Origin of the sequence: Isoptericola croceus (assembly GCF_029382255.1) — a bacterium.
Lineage (GTDB): Bacteria > Actinomycetota > Actinomycetes > Actinomycetales > Cellulomonadaceae > Isoptericola > Isoptericola croceus.
This window is the reverse complement of record NZ_JARLLG010000009.1, coordinates 137,947-157,115: the sequence shown is the minus strand read 5'-3', so window position 1 is coordinate 157,115 and position 19,169 is coordinate 137,947. Positions and strand designations below refer to the sequence as shown.

Below are 19,169 nucleotides of genomic sequence, written 5' to 3'. Positions count from 1 at the left end.
ATACCTATGCGAACGCTGGCGAAGATATTCCATGCCAGCGAGGTCGTAGGCTCGGACCATGCGTGCAGTCGTGGCCCGCGCCGCGGGCGGTCCCGAGGTCCTGGAGTACACCGAGCGCCCCGACCCGGAGCCCGGGCCGGGCGAGCTGCTCGTGCGGGTGGCTGCCGCGGGGGTGAACTTCATCGACACCTACCGGCGTGCCGGCGTCTACCCGATGGACTTCCCGCACGTCGTCGGCGTCGAGGGCTCCGGCACGGTGGAGGCCTGCGGGCCGGACGTGGCCGGGTTCGCCGTCGGGGACCGGGTGGCCTGGCACGAAGCCCCCGGTTCGTACGCCGAGCTCGCCGTCGTCCGTGCCGCCGTCGCGGTCCGCGTCCCCGCCGGGCTGGACCTGACGACAGCCGCGGCGCTCCCCCTGCAGGGCATGACGGCCCACTACCTGGTCGCCTCGACCTTCGAGGTGGGCCTCGGCCATGACGTCCTCCTCACCGCCGGGGCCGGCGGCGTCGGGCTGCTCGCGACCCAGCTCGCCGCGGCACGCGGCGGCAGGGTGGTGACCACCGTGTCGTCGCCGGAGAAGGCCGCGCTCTCCGCCGCGGCGGGCGCCGTCCACACGATCGACTACGCGACGATGGAGGACCTCGCCACCGAGCTCCCCGCCGTCGTGCGCGAGCTCACCGACGGCGCCGGGGTGCACGTGGCGTACGACGGCGTCGGCGCGGCGACGTTCGACGCCTCTCTCGCGTCCCTGCGCCGACGGGGGACGCTCGTGCTGTTCGGCGGCGCCTCCGGCCAGGTACCCCCGTTCGACCTGCAGCGGCTCAACGCGGGCGGGTCGCTGTACGTCACACGGCCCACGCTCGGGCACTACACCGCGACCCGCGCCGAGCTCGAGTGGCGCGCGGGCGCCGTCCTCGGCGCGGCGGCCGAGGGCGACCTGGACGTTCGCGTGGGCTCGACGTACCCGCTGGCGGACGCCGTCGCGGCGCACACGGCTCTCGAGGGCCGCTCGACGACCGGCAAGGTGCTGCTCCTGCCGTAGCGGTATATCTTGATGTCAAGATACTCGACATCAAAGGAGATTGCTGTGGCCGACTGGTCCCCTGCCGCCTACCTGCAGTACACCGACGAACGCTCCCGCCCGTTCGCCGAACTCCTCGCCCGTGTCCCCGACGAACCCGCCACGGTGGTCGACCTCGGCTGCGGACCCGGCCACCTCACCGCGCTCCTGCGTGCACGGTGGCCCACCGCGGACGTCCTCGGCCTCGACGCCTCCCCCGCCATGGTCGAGCGGGCGGTCGCCGAGAACACCGACCCCGGCGCCCGCTACGAGCTCGCCGACCTGAGGGACTACGCGCGTGGCCGCACGAGCGTCACCGGTGCCGACCTCGTGATCAGCAACGCGGCCCTGCAGTGGGTCCCCGGGCACCGCGAGCTCCTGGCCCCCCTGGCGGCGACGGCCACGCGGACCTTCGCCCTGCAGGTCCCCGGCAACCACGACGCGCCCAGCCACACGCTGCTGCGGGAGACCGCGGCTCGCGCGCCGTACGCCGCCGTCGTCGGCCCCGTGCCACGGCGCACGACGGCCGGCCCCGCCGAGTACCTCGACCTCCTCTCCGCCCCGGGCTGGTCCGTCGACGCCTGGGAGACCACGTACACGCACGTGCTCGACGGGCCGAACCCGGTGCTGCGATGGATCTCGGCCACGGGGGCGCAGCCCACGCTGCACGCCCTGGCCGCCCACGACGTCGCCCACGGCACCACCCTGCGCGCGGCGTTCGAGACGGAGTACGGCGCGGCACTGCGCGCGGCCTACCCGGAGCAGGCCTACGGGACGCCGCTCGCCTTCCGGCGCGTGTTCGCCGTCGCGACCCGCGCCGCTTGACCGAGCGCCTCTGGCCGGCCGAGCACCGGCCGGCCGGAAACCTCCGGCCGGTCGGCCAGCCTGCCCCGGCCCCTCGGCCGATGTGCCGGCGCCGCCCCGCACCGCACGATCGGTTCCATGACCACGACAGCAAGCCCGCGCAGCAGCGCGTCCGACACCCGCAACCGGCTGGCCGTGGCCGGTCTGCTCGTCCTCGCCGCGGTCCCCGCTGCCGCCAGCGCATGGCGCCTCGGCGACCTCGGCGAGGCGACGGTCGACAACGCCCGGTTCGTCGCCGACCCCGCCCCGATCGTCGTCCACGTCGTGGCCGCCACCCTCTACGCCGTCGTCGGCGCCTTCCAGTTCTCCCTGCGCGTCCGCCGCGACCACCACGCCTGGCACCGTGCGGCAGGGGTCGCTCTCGTCCCGGCCGGTGCCCTCGCCGCGGGCAGCGGCATCTGGATGACCGCCACCTACGACATGCCGCCCGGTCACGACGGCGCCCTGTCGGTCATCAGGTACGTGGTCGGTGCGGCGATGCTCGCCCAGCTCACCCTGGCCGTCATCGCCCTGGCGCGGCACCGGTACGCCCAGCACGGCGCCTGGATGACCCGTGCCTACGCCCTCGGCATGGGGGCCGGCACCCAGGTGCTCACCGCCGGACCGACCATCAACCTCGACGACCCCCCGAGCTGGGTCCATCCGTTCGCCATGGGCCTCGGCTGGGGGATCAACGCCGCCGTCGCCGAGTGGGTCATCGCCCGACGGAGGCGGTCATGAATAGGATCGACCACGTGCAGCGAACCGGGGTCCGGCGCCTTCTGGACCGCGGCCCTGCCCCCGGGGCGGCGCCGCCACGTCGCCGCGACTGGCTCCTCGGCGGTGCACTCGTCACGGTCGCCGTGCTCGAGGGTGTGCTGCGCACCGACGTCGTCTGGCCGGCGGCGACCGTCGCGGTCACCGTCGTGGCGCTCGCGGCGCTGCCCTGGCGCCGTGTCCACCCACTGGGTCTGGTGGCGCTCGCGACGCTCGGCGGCAGCGCGCTCGAGCTCTCCCAGCTCGCCGCCGGGCACGTCCCCACCACCCTGTACACCGCCGTCGCCCTGATCCTGGCCCCCTACGCACTCTTCCGCTGGGGATCGGGGCGGGCGATCGCGCTGGGCTCGGTGCTGCTCCTCGGCGGCTTCGGTGTCTCGGCCCTCGTGCCGACGGGAGGCACCAGCGACCTGCTGGGCGGGGCCGCGTTCCTGGTCCTGGTCGCCGTGCTCGGCGAGCTGGTGCGGTACCGCGTCGCGGCGCGCAGCCGCGACCTCGACCGGGCGCGGCTGCACGAACGCGCCCGCATCGCCCGCGACCTGCACGACACCCTCGCGCACACCCTCTCGGCGATCGCCGTGCGGGCGCAGGCCGGCCAGGTCGTCGCCACCGCCGACCCACCCGCCGCACTCGACGCCCTCCGGTCCGTCGAGCAGGAGGCACGGGCCGCGCTCGGCGAGATGCGGACGATCGTCGGGGCGCTGCGCGCCGAGGACGACGAGCCCCTGCGGCGCCCCGCCCCAGGCCTGGCCGACCTGGCAGCGCTGGCGCGTCCGGACGGCCGTCACGGCCCGGCCGTGCACGTCCAGGTGGCCGACGACGTCGGCCCGGTGTCGGCGACGCTCGCCACGGCCGTCTACCGCCTGGCCCAGGAGGCGGTGACGAACACCCGGCGGCACGCCGCGACGGCGACGCAGGTGCAGATCAGCCTCGACCGTGTGGAGGGCAGCCTGCTCCTGCGTGTGCACGACGACGGCCCCCCGGTGGCGGCCCCGCCGGCGGCCGGGCACGGCCTGACGGGGATGGCGGAGCGCGCCGCCCTCCTCGGAGGCCGCTGCACCGCCGGACCCGATCCCGCCGGTGGTTGGACCGTCGCAGCGACCTTGCCCGCCGGGGCGACCTCGTGACGATCCGGGTGCTGCTGGCCGACGACCAGGAGATCGTCCGCACCGGCCTGAGGACCATCCTGGACGCACAGGACGGCATCTCGGTGGTCGCGGTGGCCTCCGACGGTGGCGAGGCCGTGCGCCTCGCCCGCGCCCACCGCCCCGACGTCTGCCTGCTCGACCTCCGCATGCCCGTGCTCGACGGCGTCGCCGCGACCCGGGAGATCGCCGGACCCGGTGTCGCCGACCCGATCCCCGTGGTGGTCATCACCACGTTCGACCTGGACGAGCACGTCCACGCGGCGCTCCGGGCCGGCGCCCGAGGGTTCCTGCTCAAGGACGCCGGCCCGGACCTGCTCGCACAGGCCGTGCGAGCGGCTGCCGCCGGGGACGCGCTCATCGACCCGACGGTCACGGTGCGGCTGCTCGCCCACTTCGCCGACAGCGCGCCCCGCCCCCCGGCACCCGCAGAACCGTTGACGGACCGCGAGGAGGCCGTGCTGCGCCGGGTGGCGGCCGGGCGCACCAACGGTGAGGTCGCCGCCGAGCTGCACCTGAGCCTGAGCACCGTCAAGACCCACCTGGGCGCCGTCCTGGCCAAGACCGGCACCCGCAACCGCGTCGAGGTCGCGCGTTGGGCCATTGAGTCCGGCCTCACCGGGAGCTAGCGTGCCAGCGTGACCCCACGCCCGGTGCGCATCGCCTACCAGCTCGGCCAGCAGCACGCCGACTACGCCACGATCCGCGACACGGTGCTGCGCGCCGAGGACGCCGGCGTCGACATCGTCTTCAACTGGGACCACTTCTTCCCGCTCTCCGGGGACCCGGACGGCCAGCACTTCGAGTGCTGGACGATGCTCGGCGCCTGGGCAGAGCAGACCGAACAGGTCGAGATCGGTGCGCTGGTCACGGGCAACGGCTACCGCAACCCCGACCTGCTGGCCGACATGGCCCGTACCGTCGACCACATCAGCGGCGGGCGGCTCATCCTGGGCATCGGCGCCGGCTGGAACGAGAGGGACTACCGGGAGTTCGGCTACGAGTTCGGCACGGCCGGTACACGCATCGCCGCCCTCGGCGACGCGCTGCCCCGCATCCGCGCACGACTCGCAGCAGGCGCCCCCGCGCCGGTGCGTCAGATCCCGCTGCTCATCGGCGGCGGTGGCGAGAAGAAGACGCTGCGTCTCGTCGCCAAGCACGCCGACGTCTGGCACTCCTTCGGCAGCGCCGACACCCTGCGCCGCAAGTCGGGCATCCTCGACGCGCACGGCGCCGACGTCGGGCGGGACACGGCCCGCCTCGTCGAACGGTCCGTCGGGGTCAAGCGCCCGCCGCAGGAGGTGGCCGACGATCTCACCGCCGCCGGCGCCACGCTGTTCACCATCGGCACCAGCGGGCCGGACTTCGACCTGGACCTCGTGAGGCCGTGGGTCGCCTGGCGCGACGAACGGTCCTGAGCCGGGTCAGCGCCCGGTCAGGTCACCGGCGAGCGGGTCCTGGGGCCCGGCGGGCAGCACACGCAGCCGGCGGGCCGTCGCCGGTGCTCCCGCCGCCAGGCGCCGCAACGACTCCGGCGTGTCGTGCGAAGCACGCAGGAACCAGCCCGAGCACGCATCGAGGCGGCCCTCGGCGATGGCACCGACCAGGTCGGTCACCGCGGACTCCTCGGTCCACTGCGTGCGGCCGGCATGGATCGGCATCGACGTCGACATGTCGGTGCGCACCACACCAGGGGCCAGCTCGAAGACGCGCAGCCCTCGTCCGAACCCGTCGCCGTGCAGATGGGCGCCCATCCGTACCAGCGCGGTCTTGCTCGCGCTGTAGGCGCTGTAGCCACCACGCATCTCGTGCGAGCTCGCCCCCGAGGCCAGGTCGACGATGCGCCCACCACCTCGGGCGAGCATGCCCGGCACCGTGCAGCGGTCGAAGAGGAACGGCGCGCGCACGTTCACCTCGAACACCGACCACCACTGCGACGGGTCAGCCTCCCACAGCGGCAGGTCCTCCTCGATCATCCCGGCGTTGTTGACCAGCAGGTCGATCGAGCCGAGAGCCGACTCCGCGACGTCGACGGCGCGGCGCACCGCGTCCGGGTCGGCGACGTCTGCCGCCACGGGGACGGCGCGGCCGCCGGCCCGCTCGGCGTCGTCGGCCACGCCGCGCAGCGCCGACTCGTCACGTGCCACCAGGGCAAGACTCACCCCGCGCGCCGCCAGGTCGAGCGCGACCGCGCGGCCGATGCCGCGGCTCGCACCGGTGACCAGTGCCGTCCGGGCCGGCGGGACCTGCTCAGCCACGCAGCACCGCCCCGATCCTCTCGGAGGCCGCCTCGACGACGCCGTCGCGCACCGCCCGCACCTCGTCGGCGGACAACGTCCGGTCGGCCGCGCGCAGGCGCAGGGAGTACGCCAGCGACTTCTTGCCCTCGCCGACCTGCTCGCCGGTGAAGACGTCGAACAGCGCGACGTCCTCGAGCAGCTCGCCCGCACCCGCCACGATCGCGGCACGCACGTCGGCGGCCGGGGTGGAGGCGTCGACGACGAAGGCGAAGTCCTCCTTGGCGGCAGGGAACGCCGAGACCGGCGCCGCCACCACGGGTTCGCCGTTCGCGGCGGCGACCATCGCGGACAGGTCCACCTCGAAGGCCGCCGTGCGGGCCGGCAGCCCGAGCCTCTCGACGACCTGAGGGTGCAGCTCACCGGCATGCCCGACGGTACGCCGGGCCTCGCCCGTCCCGATCTCCAGCCGTGCGCACCGGCCCGGGTGCCAGGGCAGGTGATCCCGGTCGTTGCTGACCGTCAGCTCGACCCCTGCCGTCGTGGCCACGAGCCGGGCGGCCTCGAGCGCGTCGGCCCAGTCCACGCTGCGGCCCGGCCCCCACCATCCCGCCGGAGCGGCCGCGCCGGCGAGCACTCCCGCGACGCGGCGCGGCTGGTCGGGCACGGCCTCGGCCAGCATGCTGAGCTCGTCCGGTGCGGGCCGGACGCCGACCGGCAGCTGCGGTGCCGCTGGGGCGTCCACCGCGGGGCGCGTCACGAGACCGATCTCGAACACGGACACGTCGCCCAGACCGCGCGACACGTTGCGCCGTGCGGTCTCCAGGAGCGTGACCAACAGGTTGGTCCGCATCAGCGGCTTGTCCTCCGCCAGCGGGTTCGCCAGCCGCAGGGCAGTACGACGGGCGTCGTCGGGCGGAAGTCCGAGGGCGTCGAGGTCCGCCTCGCTCACGAACGGGTACGACAGCACCTCGACGAGGCCGGCGTCCGCGAGCGCACGGGCCACGGAACGGCGGGTGCGCTGCTCCGGGCTCAGTCCTCGACCACCTGCTGCGGCGGGGAGCACCGACGGGATCTGGTCGTAGCCGGCGATCCGCACGACCTCCTCGACCAGGGTCGCCGGTTCCGTCAGGTCGGGCCGCCAGGTCGGTGGCGTGACCAGCACGTAGCCCGCCACGCCCTCGGCGATCGTGCAGCCGATCTGGGACAGGATGCCGTTCACCTGGTCGGGCGTGTAGGGCACACCGGCCGTGCGCGACGGCAGCGTGACGTCCAGCTCGATCGCCGCGGGAGCCACCGTGGTGTCGAGGTCGCTGACCGCCGGGTCCGCGGTACCGCCGCCGAGCTCGACCAGCAGGTCGACGACGCGCTGCGCCGCGACCGCGGGCAACCGCGGGTCCACACCGCGCTCGAACCTCTTGGCGGCCTCCGACGGCAACCGGTGACGGCGTGCCGAGCGGGCCACCGTGATCTGGTCGAAGTGCGCCGCCTCCACCAGGACGTCCGTCGTCGTGGCGCTCACCTCGGAGGAGGCGCCGCCCATGACACCGGCGATCCCGAGCACCCGGGCACCGCGCTCTCCGGCGGGCGAGTCGGTGATGAGCAGGTCCTCGCCGTCCAGCGTCCGGTCGACGTCGTCGAGCGTGGTCAGCCGTTCCCCCGCCACCGCACGGCGCACCACGATCGGCGCGGCGACCTGGTCGAGGTCGTAGGCGTGCAGCGGCTGGCCCAGGTCGAGCATGACGTAGTTGGTCACGTCGACGGCCAACGAGATCGAACGCATGCCCGAGCCCTCGAGCCGACGCTTCATCCAGGGCGGGGTCGTCGCCGAGGGGTCGACACCGCGCACCACGCGGGTCACGAACCGGTCGCAACCGACCCGGCCGTCGATCGGCGCGGCGTCGTCCACCTCGACGGCGAACCCGTCCGCCGTCGGGCCGGGCGGTGGCGTGGGCAGCGACTCCGGCAGCCCGCGGTCCGTGAAGGCGGCGCCCGTGGAGTGCGCGAACTCACGTGCCACACCGCGGTAGCTGAACGCGTAGCCGCGGTCGGGCGTGACGTTGATCTCGAGCACCTCGTCGCCCAGCCCGAGCAGGGCGATCGCGTCCTGGCCCGGGGCCAGGGACGCCGCGTCGAAGCCCGCGCGGGTGAGCACGAGGATGCCGTCGTGGTCCTCGCCGATCCCGAGCTCACGGACCGAGCAGATCATGCCGTCCGAGACGTGGCCGTACGTCTTGCGCGCAGCGATCTCGAACCCGCCGGGCAGCACGGTTCCGGGTAGCGACACCACGACGAGGTCACCGACGTCGAAGTTGTGCGCACCGCACACCACCCCGCGAGCGCCGTCCGCGTCGTTGTGCTCCGGACCGACGTCGACGCGGCACCAGTTGATCGTCTTGCCGTTCTTCTGCGGCTCGGCGGTGAGCTCGAGCACGCGGCCCACCACGAGAGGACCCGAGACGGCAGCCGGGTGGATCTCCTCCTCCTCGAGACCGACCCGCACCAGGTCGGCAGCGAGCTGTTCCGTCGTCAGGTCCGCGGGCAGGTCGACATGGTCGGCGAGCCAGTCAGCAACGATGCGGGGCATCAGATCTCCGTCCCGAACTGGAGGGAGAAGCGCACGTCGCCCTCCACGATGTCGTGCATGTCAGCGATGGAGTGCCGCAGCATGAGCGTGCGCTCGATGCCCATGCCGAAGGCGAAGCCCGAGTACTCCTCGGGGTCCACCCCGGCAGCGCGCAGCACGTTGGGATGGACCATGCCGCAACCGCCCCACTCGATCCAGCCGGCCCCGCCCTTCTTCTGCGGGAACCACAGGTCCATCTCGGCGCTGGGCTCGGTGAAGGGGAAGAAGCTCGGACGCAGCCGCGTGCGGGCCTCGGGACCGAACATCGCCCGGGCGAAGGCGTCGAGCGTGCCCACCAGGTTCGCCATCGTCAGGCCCTTGTCCACCGCGAGCCCCTCGACCTGGTGGAACACCGGGGTGTGGGTGGCGTCCAGGGCGTCGGTGCGGAACACCTTGCCCGGGCAGGCGATGTAGAGGGGCACACCGCGTTCGAGGAGCGAGCGCGCCTGCACCGGCGAGGTGTGCGTGCGCAGCACCAGGTTGTTCGGCTTGCCGTCCGGGTCCTGGGCGTAGAACGTGTCCTGCATCTGGCGTGCCGGGTGGTCGGGGCCGAAGTTCAGGGCGTCGAAGTTGAACCACTCGGCCTCGACCTCCGGGCCGTCGGCGATCTCCCAACCGAGGCCGACGAAGAAGTCGGCGACCCGTTCCTGGACCAGCTCGATCGGGTGCCGGGCACCGAGCGGCGAGCGGTCCGTCGGCAGCGTGACGTCGACCGTCTCCTCGACGAGCACCCGCGCGTCGCGCTCTGCCTCCAGCTCGACCTGGCGCGCCGCCAGGGCGCGGGCGATCTGCCCGCGGCGCGGGCCGAGGTTCTTGCCGGCGGTGGCCTTGTCCGGACCGGGCAGCCCACCGATGGCCCGGTTGGCCAGGGCCAGCACGCTCCGGTCCCCGGTGTGCCGGGTACGGGCAGACCTCAGGTCGTCCAGGTCGCGCGCTGCGGCGACGTCCGCGAGGGCGGTGGCGACCGCCGCGTCCAGGGCGGCGGTGTCCAACGGGTCGGGCAGCGTTTCAGGCGCAGTCATGCTTGCCTTCCTGCGAGGGGTGAGAGCGGCGCCCGCCAGTCTAGTCGTGGCCCGTCGCGACGAGTGCGCGCAGACGTCCTCGCGCTCCGCCCTGCCGTCGTCCACGGCCACGCACGACGGCGAGCACGACGGCGAACACGGCTCCGTAGAGCACCGCCATCGCCGCCGACGTCGGCGCATCCGTCAGGTAGGCGACGACGAAGCCGGCCACGGCTCCCGCGACAGCCACCACGACCGTCCAGACGAGCATCCCCGACACCGACCTCGCGAGCAGCAGCGCCGTCGCCCCCGGCACGACGACCAGGGCGACCACCAGGACGGCGCCGGCGGCGTGGAAGCCGGCGGTGACGGTGACCGCGACCAGGAACATCAGAGCGGTCCCGAGCGTCGGGGCCCGCAGACCGAGCAGCGTCGCGTGCGGGGCGTCGAAGGTGCTGGCTACCAGCCGGGGCCAGGTCGCGGCGAGGAAGACCACGACGAGGAGCAGCACGGCCAGCATGACGTACAGGTAGCGCGGGCCGATCGAGACCCCGCTCACGCTCAGGTGCTCGAACGCGGCCAGGTTGAGGTCACCCACGAGCACCGCGTGCGTGTCCAGGTGCACGTTCGTCGCCCGGGTCGAGACCAGGACCACGCCGATGCTGAACAACGCGGGGAAGACGAGGCCCTGAGGCGCGTCACCGGTCAGCAGTCCCGTCCGGGCGAGGTGCTCGCTGCCGAGCACGACGAGGAGCCCGGCCACGGCAGCACCGATCACCAGCACGGGCGAGCGCAGGTCGTGCGTGATCAGGTACCCCACCACGATGCCGGGCAGCACCGCGTGGCTCATGGCGTCCACGAGCATCGAGTCGCGGCGCAGGACCACGAACATCCCCGGCAGGGCACAGGCCACCGCGGTGACCACGGCCAGCAGCCCGGCACCGACGACGAAGCTCATGCCGCCACCAGCGACTCGCGCAGCGCGCGCCGGGCGCGCCGGCGAGCGAGCGCCCGGACCACGATGCTGCGCCGCGGGGCCGCGACGAGCGAGACGACGAGGATCACGAAGAGCACCAGGACCACGACCGGGCCGGTCGGTAGCGCCCACACGATCGACAAGGCGGCACCGATACCGCTGCTCATGGCCCCGAAGGTGGCGCTGAGCACGGTCATGGACCGTACGGACCTGGTCCACTGCCGTGCGGCAGCCGGTGGTGTGATGACGAAGGCCACCATCAGGACCAGTCCGACGGCCTTGATCCCGATCACGGTCGCCACGGCGATCGTCGCGAAGGTCACGGCGTCGACCAGCCGCCCGTCGCGGCCTCCGATCGCGCTGTGCTCGGCGTCGAAGGCACGGTGGGAGATCTCCTTGAAGCACAGCACCAGCACCAGCAGCGCCGCACCGCAGACCACGAGGATCGCGCGCAGGTCAGCGAGCGTCAGGGTCGAGGCGTCGCCGAACAGGTACCCCTGGATCCCGCCCTTGCCGGGGTACGGCCCGTCGGTGATGTGACGCAGCAGCAGCATGCCGGCGCCGAAGAACGTCGTGAGGACCACGGCCATCGCCGCGTCGGCACGCACCCGGGAGCACCGGATGATCGCGTGGGTCGCCGCCACGGCCAGGACTCCGGACACGACGGCACCGACGACCAGTGCGGGCATCGCGCGACCGTCCAGCCCGAGGCCGACGGCCACGAGGAAGGCCACCAGGGTGCCGGGGAGCGCCGCATGGGCGACGACGTCGCTGATGAGCGACTGCTTACGCAGGTAGGCGAAGACTCCCCAGGCTCCGGCGACCAGCCCGACCAGGCTCGTCCCGGCGATGACGGTCCGGTAGGTGTGGTCCGTGAACAGGTCGAGCACGGTCATGCCGGCAGCCCGCCGAACTCGTCGCTCGTCGCGGCCCCGTAGGTCGTGCGGACGGCGTCGCGGGTGAAGACCTCGGCCCGCGGGCCGCTGGCGATCACGTGTCGGTTGAGCAGCGTGACATGGTCGCAGTGCTCCTGGACCGTGGCGAGGTCGTGATGGACCGCGAGCACGGTCCGGCCGTCGGACCGCAGCTCCTCCAGCACGTCGGCGATCGCTCGTTGACTGTGCGCGTCGACCCCCTGGAACGGTTCGTCCAGGACGAACAGGGCCGGATCCTGCACGAGCGCGCGGGCAAGGAGCACCCGCTGACGCTGACCACCGGAGAGCTCGCCGATGGGCCGTCGGCCGAGCTCGACCAGGCCTACCCGGTCCAGCGCCTGGTCCGCGCGGTGGTGCTCGGCGCGCCGTGGCCGACCCCACCACCCGAGCTCCCCGTAGGTACCGGTGAGCACCGCGTCGTGCACCGTGATCGGGAAGTCCGCCTCGATCGCGCTCGACTGGGGGACGTAGCCGACGCGTGCCCGCACCTCGCCCAGCGACCGGCCGAAGAACTCCACCGTGCCGGTCAGTGGGCGGACCAGGCCGAGCATGGCCTTGACGAGGGTGGACTTGCCGGCTCCGTTGGGTCCGACCACCCCCATCACCGCGCCCACCGGCACGGTCAGGTCGACGTCGACGAGCACGGCGTCGGTGCGGTAGACGACGCTCAGCCCGGAGACCCGGCAGGCGGCCTCGGTCACGGGGCTCGCCTCAGCGCCTCGGCGACGGTGCGCGCGTTGTGCTCCACGACTCCCAGATAGGTGTCGACACCGGGCTCGGCGCCGAGGCTGTCGGCGTAGAGCTCCGCGTCGGCGACGACGACGTCACCACCCAGCGCCTCGACCGCCTCGACCAGGCTCGTGATCGCCTGCGGGCTGGCCTGGTTGTCGCGGAAGACCGCCGGGACCTGCTCGGTGGCCACCATGCGGGCGAGGGCGCTGAGCTCGGTCGCACTGAGCCTCGCCTCGGTGGACAGGAAGTCGGTCGCACGGACGTCCAGGCCGTAGGCCTGGCCGAAGTAGGCGAAGGCGTCGTGCCCCGTCACCAGGATGCGCGGCTCAGGGACGTCGGCGAGCAGCTCGGCCGCGTGCTCGCTCGCCTCGTCGATCTCGGCGATGTACGTCTGCGCACGCTGCTGGTACTCCTCGGCCCGGTCGGGGTCGAGCTGCGCGAGCTCGTCGGCGACGAGGGCGACGACGGCGGTCCAGGCCTGCGGGCTGTTCCAGATGTGCGGGTCGTGCAGCGGTTCGTCGTCCGGTCCCTGCTCGGGCCAGGACAGCAGCAGGTCCGCGGGCAGGTGGTCGCCCACGGCGAGCTGGGAGTCGAGGCTCTCGAGCTGGTCGATCATCTGCGCCTCGAGGTGCAGCCCGTTCCACAGGACGAGGTCGGCTTCGCGGAGCCGCACGATGTCCCCCGTGGAAGGCTGGAACGTGTGCGGGTCACCGCCCGGTCCGACCATCGTGGTCACCGTGGCGTCGGGAGCGACGTTCGCCACGACGTCGGCCAGGTAGCCGGTCGTGGCGTAGACCGTGAGGTCCTCGGACGAGCCGTCCGCCCCGGCAGGAGCGCAGGCCGCCGCGGCGGCCACCAGCATCCCGACCCCGACACCGCACGCCGTGCGTGCCCTGTACCTACCGCGCACCGATCGACCTCCCATATCCGCATCCATCTTTTCGGCTATCCGAAATCTCAAGGTAGCACGTCCGTACGCACGACGTGCCGGGTGTCTGCTCAGGGTGCGGCGAGCTCCCCGGACCTCAGCGGCACCTCCGCGACCACGGTGTGCAGCGGGCCGCCCGACGGGCCTGCACCGAGCCGCGAGGACACGACGCGCACCGTCGTCACGGACCAGGCCGGTCCGCGGTAGACCGCCAGCGCCCGGGAGCTCCGCTGCCACGGCGACGGCTCCGGCGACACCCGCCCACGCCGCCCCGGTGCTCCTGGGGCCCGGCGCGCGACAGAGGCGCGCGCGACCGTGAGATGAGGACGCCCGGACGCTCGGGTGGCGGCACCGATGCCCGACTCGACGGAGGCTCCGGCCACGAGCGCGGCGACGGCCCGCAGCCGTTCGACCTCGCCGCTGACGCCCACCCACCAGGTGCGACCGGAGAACCAACCGCTGCCGGCCAACGCCAGGTCGAACACGCCGACGGGCACCAGCGCCGCACGCAACACGTCGACGTAGCCGCTCACCGCGCCGTCGGGCACCTCACCGTGGAAGGCGAGCGTGACGTGGCGCTGCTCGCGCGGCACCCACCTCAACCCGGCGGCCGGGTCGGGACGGCCCACTGCCAACGCTCCCCCGACCCCGTCGAGCGCCAGGTCGAGGTGGTCAGACGCCTCGACGGACGGATAGACCGCGGTGAAGAGTCGCACGGACACGGTCAGCGCTGGGCGCGGCTCGACGCGTACAGGCACACGGTGGCTGCCGTAGCGAGGTTGAGCGACTCGGCACGGCCACGGATCGGCACGCGGACCACGGCGTCGGCGAGCGCACGGTCGGCCTCGGGCAGACCCCACGCCTCGTTGCCGAGGATCCAGGCCGTCGACGCCGCCAGGTCCGGCATGCCCGCCGGCCGGCCGGCCGTGGGACCGGCGACGTCCAGAAGATCATCGAGATCATGGTCGCCCGCGCCGTCCGCAGCGAGCACGGTGCACCCGGCCGCGCGGACGGCGTCGACCGTGTCGCCGAGCGACACACCGGACACGACCGGCAGATGGAAGAGCGAGCCGGCCGTCGAGCGCACGGCCTTGGGGTTGTGCACGTCGACGCTGTCGCCGGCGAGGACGACGAGGTCGGCACCGGCGGCATCGGCCGCGCGGATCACCGTGCCGGCGTTCCCGGGGTCGCGGACCGTCGCCAGAACCGCGATCAGCAGCGCACGACGGCGCCCGTCACCCGTGGCTGCGAGCACGGCGAGCTCGGCAGCCAGCGTCGGCCGCTCCGCCCGCACGACGGCGAGCACGCCCTGAGCGTCCGGGCTCATGGCCGTCAGCACCTCGGGCGTGCCGACGTGCACGTACAGGCCGGCCGTCTGGGCAGCGTCGAGGATCTCGGTATAGCGGCGAGCGGCGGCCTCGGTCAGGTACAGGTCCCGCACGGCGGCCGGTGCGTACCGCACCGCCTCCCGCACGCTCTGCGGACCCTCGACGAGCAGCTGGCCGTGCGCGGAACGCGCAGGACGCCCGGACAGGGCCCTGACCTGCTTCACGCGCGCCGCTCGCGGGTTGGCGAGCGTCACGTCGGGGATGCGAGGCATCGGCAGGTGGGCTGTCCGGGCGTCCGGGTGTTGCGACGCAGGCTCAGGCGGCCTTGGGCGCGTTGACGTCCGTGGGGAGGGCGTCCTTCGCGACCTGGACCAGCGCGTTGAACGCTGCGATGTCGTTGACCGCGAGCTCAGCGAGCATGCGGCGGTCGACCTCGACGCCCGCGGCCTTGAGGCCCTGGACGAAGCGGTTGTAGGTCATCCCCTGCGCACGGGACGCAGCGTTGATGCGCTGGATCCACAGCTTGCGGAAGTCGCCCTTCTTGGCCTTCCGGTCGCGGTACGAGTAGACGAAGGAGTGGGTGACCTGCTCCTTGGCCTTCCGGTACAGGCGCGAGCGCTGGCCGCGGTAGCCGCTGGCGCGCTCGAGGGTCGTACGGCGCTTCTTGTGGGCGTTGACCGCCCGCTTCACGCGTGCCACGTGATGCTCCTTGCAGTTCGGGTCGGAAGATGGCTACCGGCGGGATCGTCCGCCGGCGTGGCTCACTTGCCGAGCAGCTTCTTGATTCGCTTGACGTCAGCGGGTGCGACGTCCTGGTCCACGGCGAGCCGACGCGTGCGGCGGCTCGACTTGTGCTCGAGGTAGTGGCGAGCGTTCGTCTGCTCGCGCATGAGCTTGCCCTTGCCGGTCACCCGGAAGCGCTTCTTGGAGCCGGAGTGCGTCTTGTTCTTCGGCATGACTGCCGTCTCTCCTCGTGTCGGTCACCCACCCGAAGGCGGGGACGTGATGCTGACCGCGGCCGGTGCGCCGGCCCGGTGTCAGGTGGTCTGTCGAGCCTCAGCTGGACTGCGGGCTCGGCTTGGGGCCGGGCCGGGGTGCCGGCGTCGACTCGTCCTGCTCCGGCGCCGGGACGGCCTCCTCGGCCGGCGCGGCGGGCGCCTCCTCCGTGGCGGCGCGGGCACGAGCCTCTGCCTTGACCTCGGACTTGGTCTTGCGCTGAGCGTTGACCTCCGCGGAGCGCTTGCGCTGCTCGCTCTTGGCGTCGGCCTTCTTCTTGACCGGCCCGAGCACCATGGTCATGTTGCGACCGTCCTGCTTCGGCATGGACTCGACGAAGCCGAGCTCGGCCACGTCGTCCGCGAGCCGCTGCAGCAGACGCACACCCATCTCGGGGCGAGACTGCTCACGACCACGGAACATGATCATGACCTTGACCTTGTCGCCGGCCGAGAGGAAGCGCTCGACGTGGCCCTTCTTGGTGGCGTAGTCGTGCGGGTCGATCTTGAGGCGGAACCGGATCTCCTTGAGGAGCGTGTTCGCCTGCTTGCGACGCGCCTCGCGCGCCTTCATGTCGGACTCGTACTTGAACTTGCCGAAGTCCATGAGCTTGGCCACGGGGGGCCGGGCCTCCGGCGCCACCTCGACGAGGTCGAGGTCGGCGTCCTGCGCCAGCTTGAGGGCGACCCCTGTGGCGACCACGCCGACCTGTTCCCCGCCCGGGCCGATGAGCCGGACCTCGGGGACGCGGATCCGGTCGTTGATGCGAGGCTCGCTGATGGTGATGCTCCTAGAAGTCGTCGTAAGACCGCCAGGAACGAGGGAAGGCCCCCGACCTGAGCGAACAGGTGGAGGCCATCGGTCCGGTGACGCCGGACGCTGGGCGCCGACAACCGGGGCAGGACGACAGAAGCCGTCCGACCGGACCCGGCCCCTGTCGGCGCTGCCCTCACGGTGCGGCGCTCGTCGGTGCTCGGGTGGGATGATCTCCACTTTGCTGCACCCGGCCGCAGCGCGGACGGGTCGGTCAACACATGAGACTAGCACGGGACCACCGGGGGCCGGCGAGCCCTCGACCGCAGCCCATGATGTCGTGTGCGTCACGCTTCGATACTGGAATCATTCCAGAGAACGCCGTAGGCTGCAGGCATGGCCCACGCCGTCGCCGCCGTCCCGGCACCACCGGAGCACGAGCTCCTCCGTGGCGCCGGCCTGCGAGTGACCGGCGTCCGGCTCGCCGTGCTGCGCGCCCTCGACGGTCACGAGCACTCGACCGCCGACGACGTCGTCCGCGCCGTGCGCGCCGACCTCGGCGCCGTGTCGGTGCAGGCCGTCTACGACTCCTTGCACGCCCTCGCCACGGCAGGGCTGCTGCGCCGCATGGAGCCCGCCGGGCACCCCGCCCGGTACGAGCGCCGCGTCGGCGACAACCACCACCACATCGTGTGCCGTGGTTGCGGCCTGGTCGCCGACGTCGACTGCGCCGTCGGCCACTCCCCGTGCCTGACACCGAGCGAAACCCACGGCTTCGCCGTCGACCTCGCCGAGGTGACCTTCTGGGGCCTGTGCCCCGAGTGCGCCAACGGCCCCTGACACCCCCTGAAGAACCCCTGCAAGCCCCTGAAAGCCCCTGAAAGCCCTGAGAGAGGACGCCACCCGTGACGACACCCTTCACGACCACGCAGACCGGCACCCCGGTCGCCAGCGACCAGTACTCGCTGACCGTCGGGTCCGACGGACCCACCGTGCTCCACGACCGCTATCTGGTCGAGAAGCTCGCCTCCTTCAACCGCGAGCGCGTCCCCGAGCGCAACCCGCACGCCAAGGGCGGCGGCGCCTTCGGCGAGTTCGAGGTCACCGAGGACGTGTCGCAGTACACCAGCGCCGCCGTGTTCCAGCCCGGAGCCAAGGCCGAGACCGTCCTGCGGTTCTCCTCCGTGGCCGGCGAGCAGGGGTCCCCCGACACCTGGCGTGACGTGCGCGGATTCGCCCTGCGGTTCTACACCACCGAGGGCAACCTCGACATCGTCGGCAACAACACGCCGGTGTTCTTCCTGCGCGACGCGATGAAGTTCCCCGACTTCATCCACTCGCAGAAGCGGCTCGGCGCGTCCGGCCTGCGGGACGCCGACATGCAGTGGGACTTCTGGACCCAGTCGCCGGAGTCGGCGCACCAGGTCACCTACCTCATGGGCGACCGTGGCCTGTCGACGTCCTGGCGCCACCTCAACGGCTACGGGTCGCACACCTACCTGTGGGTCAACGCCGCGGGCGAGCGGTTCTGGGTGCAGTACCACTTCATCTCCCAGCAGGGCGTCGAGAACATGTCCGCCGAGGACGCGGAGCGCATCGCCGGAGAGGACGCGGACTACTACCGTCGCGACCTCTACGAGGCGATCGAGCGCGGCGACCACCCCTCGTGGGACGTCAAGGTCCAGGTGATGCCGTACGAGGACGCCAAGACGTACCGGTTCAACCCGTTCGACATGACGAAGGTCTGGCCGCACGCGGACTACCCGCTGATCAAGGTCGGGACCTTCACGCTGAACCGCAACCCCCGGAACTTCTTCGCCGAGATCGAGCAGGCCGCCTTCTCGCCGGGCAACCAGGTGCCGGGCACCGGCATCTCGCCCGACAAGATGCTCATGGCCCGCGTGTTCGCCTACAACGACGCGCACCGCCACCGCATCGGCGCGAACTTCAACCAGCTGCCGGTGAACCAGCCGCACGCCGCCTCCGTGAGCAACTACATGCACGAGGGCCCGATGCAGTACCACTTCAACGGCCCCGAGCACCCCGTCTACACGCCGAACTCGTTCGGCGGCCCGTCCGCCGACCCGGCCCGCGGCACCGAGGCGACGTGGGAGACGGACGGCGAGCTGATGCGGGCGGCGTACAGCCTCCACTCCGAGGACGACGACTTCGGCCAGGCGGGCACCCTGTACCGCGAGGTCTTCGACGACGCGGCCCGCGCGCGCTTCCTGGAGACCCTCACCGGCCAGGGGAAGGCGATCACCGTCGACGGGATCCGCGAGCGGTTCTTCCAGTACTGGACGAGCGTGGACGCCGAGCTGGGTGCCAAGCTGCGCACCGAGGTCGCGTCCTGACGGACGTCCCGCGGCGCCGGTCCTGACCGGCGACCCTCCCACCCGAGGCCGGGGCCGCCGCGTGCGGCTCCGGCCTCGGGCCGTTCCTGCCCTCGAAGGTGCCAAGATGGACCCCATGAGCCACATCACCGATCCCGGTGCCGCCCAGGGCGCTGAAGCGGCGACCCGCGACATCGCCGACGTCGCCGCCGTCGAGGTCATCACGACCGCCGCCGTGCACCTCATGAGCGCCGCCGCCGTCAAGTGCGGCCTCGCCGAGGAGGACTCCGCCGAGCACCTCGACCTCGACGAGGCGCGCAAGCTGATCACCGCGCTCGCCGCGCTGGTGACCGCGTCCGCCCCCGACATCGGCAACCAGCACGCGCGGTCCCTGCGGGACGGCCTGCGTTCGCTCCAGCTCGCCTTCCGGGAGGCCTCGATCATCCCGGACGAGCCCGGCGAGGGACCAGGTGAGAAGTACACGGGCTCCGTCGTCTGA

21 protein-coding genes are annotated in these 19,169 nt (G+C 72.7%); 9 read left to right on the top strand and 12 right to left on the bottom strand.

Annotation, left to right across the window (positions count from 1 at the left end):
* Positions 1-58: 58 nt before the first annotated feature.
* The 6 genes from PZC42_RS17400 (at position 59) to PZC42_RS17375 (ending at position 5,243) form a co-directional block, all read left to right on the top strand.
* On the top strand, positions 59-1,042 hold the full coding sequence (locus PZC42_RS17400) for a quinone oxidoreductase family protein (protein WP_277212858.1): 984 nt from the start codon (positions 59-61) through the stop codon (positions 1,040-1,042).
* A gap of 45 nt (positions 1,043-1,087) precedes the next feature.
* On the top strand, positions 1,088-1,885 hold the full coding sequence (locus PZC42_RS17395) for a methyltransferase domain-containing protein (RefSeq protein WP_277212857.1): 798 nt from the start codon (positions 1,088-1,090) through the stop codon (positions 1,883-1,885).
* A gap of 117 nt (positions 1,886-2,002) precedes the next feature.
* Positions 2,003-2,644 carry a DUF2306 domain-containing protein gene (locus PZC42_RS17390; RefSeq protein ID WP_277212856.1) on the top strand — a complete coding sequence of 214 codons (642 nt, stop codon included), beginning with the start codon at positions 2,003-2,005 and terminating at the stop codon, positions 2,642-2,644.
* Between the two features lie 14 nt (positions 2,645-2,658).
* A complete protein-coding gene (locus tag PZC42_RS17385; RefSeq protein WP_277212855.1) occupies positions 2,659-3,807 on the top strand; it encodes a sensor histidine kinase in 1,149 nt (382 codons plus the stop codon).
* Positions 3,804-4,454, top strand: coding sequence for a response regulator (locus PZC42_RS17380; protein WP_277212854.1), 651 nt, complete (start codon positions 3,804-3,806; stop codon positions 4,452-4,454). Before PZC42_RS17385 ends, PZC42_RS17380 begins: the two co-directional genes overlap by 4 nt.
* Positions 4,455-4,463: 9 nt before the next feature.
* The gene (locus tag PZC42_RS17375) at positions 4,464-5,243 is read left to right on the top strand and encodes an LLM class F420-dependent oxidoreductase (RefSeq protein WP_277212853.1); all 780 of its coding nucleotides are present in this window, start codon (positions 4,464-4,466) and stop codon (positions 5,241-5,243) included.
* A 6-nt stretch (positions 5,244-5,249) separates the two neighbouring features.
* Here PZC42_RS17375 and PZC42_RS17370 read toward each other — a convergent pair whose 3' ends face one another.
* From PZC42_RS17370 to infC, 12 genes are all read right to left on the bottom strand, one after another.
* Entirely contained in the window at positions 5,250-6,083 is an 834-nt protein-coding gene (locus PZC42_RS17370) for an SDR family NAD(P)-dependent oxidoreductase (protein ID WP_277212852.1), read from the bottom strand.
* On the bottom strand, positions 6,076-8,649 hold the full coding sequence (gene pheT / locus PZC42_RS17365) for a phenylalanine--tRNA ligase subunit beta (protein ID WP_277212851.1): 2,574 nt from the start codon (positions 8,647-8,649) through the stop codon (positions 6,076-6,078). Before pheT ends, PZC42_RS17370 begins: the two co-directional genes overlap by 8 nt.
* Positions 8,649-9,710 carry a phenylalanine--tRNA ligase subunit alpha gene (gene pheS, locus PZC42_RS17360; RefSeq protein ID WP_277212850.1) on the bottom strand — a complete coding sequence of 354 codons (1,062 nt, stop codon included), beginning with the start codon at positions 9,708-9,710 and terminating at the stop codon, positions 8,649-8,651. The genes pheT and pheS overlap by 1 nt, the downstream gene beginning before the upstream one ends.
* 40 nt (positions 9,711-9,750) lie before the next feature.
* A complete protein-coding gene (locus tag PZC42_RS17355) occupies positions 9,751-10,647 on the bottom strand; it encodes a metal ABC transporter permease (protein WP_277212849.1) in 897 nt (298 codons plus the stop codon).
* The gene (locus tag PZC42_RS17350; protein WP_277212848.1) at positions 10,644-11,561 is read right to left on the bottom strand and encodes a metal ABC transporter permease; all 918 of its coding nucleotides are present in this window, start codon (positions 11,559-11,561) and stop codon (positions 10,644-10,646) included. The genes PZC42_RS17355 and PZC42_RS17350 overlap by 4 nt, the downstream gene beginning before the upstream one ends.
* Positions 11,558-12,301, bottom strand: coding sequence for a metal ABC transporter ATP-binding protein (locus PZC42_RS17345; protein ID WP_277212847.1), 744 nt, complete (start codon positions 12,299-12,301; stop codon positions 11,558-11,560). The genes PZC42_RS17350 and PZC42_RS17345 overlap by 4 nt, the downstream gene beginning before the upstream one ends.
* Positions 12,298-13,242 carry a metal ABC transporter substrate-binding protein gene (locus PZC42_RS17340; protein WP_277212846.1) on the bottom strand — a complete coding sequence of 315 codons (945 nt, stop codon included), beginning with the start codon at positions 13,240-13,242 and terminating at the stop codon, positions 12,298-12,300. The genes PZC42_RS17345 and PZC42_RS17340 overlap by 4 nt, the downstream gene beginning before the upstream one ends.
* 89 nt (positions 13,243-13,331) lie before the next feature.
* Entirely contained in the window at positions 13,332-13,976 is a 645-nt protein-coding gene (locus tag PZC42_RS17335) for a 2'-5' RNA ligase family protein (protein WP_277212845.1), read from the bottom strand.
* Positions 13,977-13,984: 8 nt separating this feature from the next.
* Positions 13,985-14,860 carry a TrmH family RNA methyltransferase gene (locus tag PZC42_RS17330; protein WP_277212844.1) on the bottom strand — a complete coding sequence of 292 codons (876 nt, stop codon included), beginning with the start codon at positions 14,858-14,860 and terminating at the stop codon, positions 13,985-13,987.
* Between the two features lie 43 nt (positions 14,861-14,903).
* On the bottom strand, positions 14,904-15,287 hold the full coding sequence (gene rplT, locus PZC42_RS17325; RefSeq protein ID WP_106267912.1) for a 50S ribosomal protein L20: 384 nt from the start codon (positions 15,285-15,287) through the stop codon (positions 14,904-14,906).
* Positions 15,288-15,349: 62 nt separating this feature from the next.
* Positions 15,350-15,544, bottom strand: a complete 195-nt coding sequence (rpmI, locus tag PZC42_RS17320; protein WP_106267914.1) for a 50S ribosomal protein L35 — start codon at positions 15,542-15,544, stop codon at positions 15,350-15,352.
* 100 nt (positions 15,545-15,644) lie between these two features.
* Positions 15,645-16,313, bottom strand: coding sequence for a translation initiation factor IF-3 (infC, locus tag PZC42_RS17315; protein ID WP_277212881.1), 669 nt, complete (start codon positions 16,311-16,313; stop codon positions 15,645-15,647).
* A gap of 420 nt (positions 16,314-16,733) precedes the next feature.
* On the opposite strand from infC, the gene PZC42_RS17310 reads away from it, so the two are divergent.
* From PZC42_RS17310 to PZC42_RS17300, 3 genes are all read left to right on the top strand, one after another.
* On the top strand, positions 16,734-17,177 hold the full coding sequence (locus PZC42_RS17310; protein ID WP_277212843.1) for a Fur family transcriptional regulator: 444 nt from the start codon (positions 16,734-16,736) through the stop codon (positions 17,175-17,177).
* A gap of 65 nt (positions 17,178-17,242) precedes the next feature.
* Entirely contained in the window at positions 17,243-18,691 is a 1,449-nt protein-coding gene (locus PZC42_RS17305; RefSeq protein ID WP_277212842.1) for a catalase, read from the top strand.
* 115 nt (positions 18,692-18,806) lie between these two features.
* Positions 18,807-19,169, top strand: a complete 363-nt coding sequence (locus PZC42_RS17300; RefSeq protein ID WP_277212841.1) for a DUF1844 domain-containing protein — start codon at positions 18,807-18,809, stop codon at positions 19,167-19,169.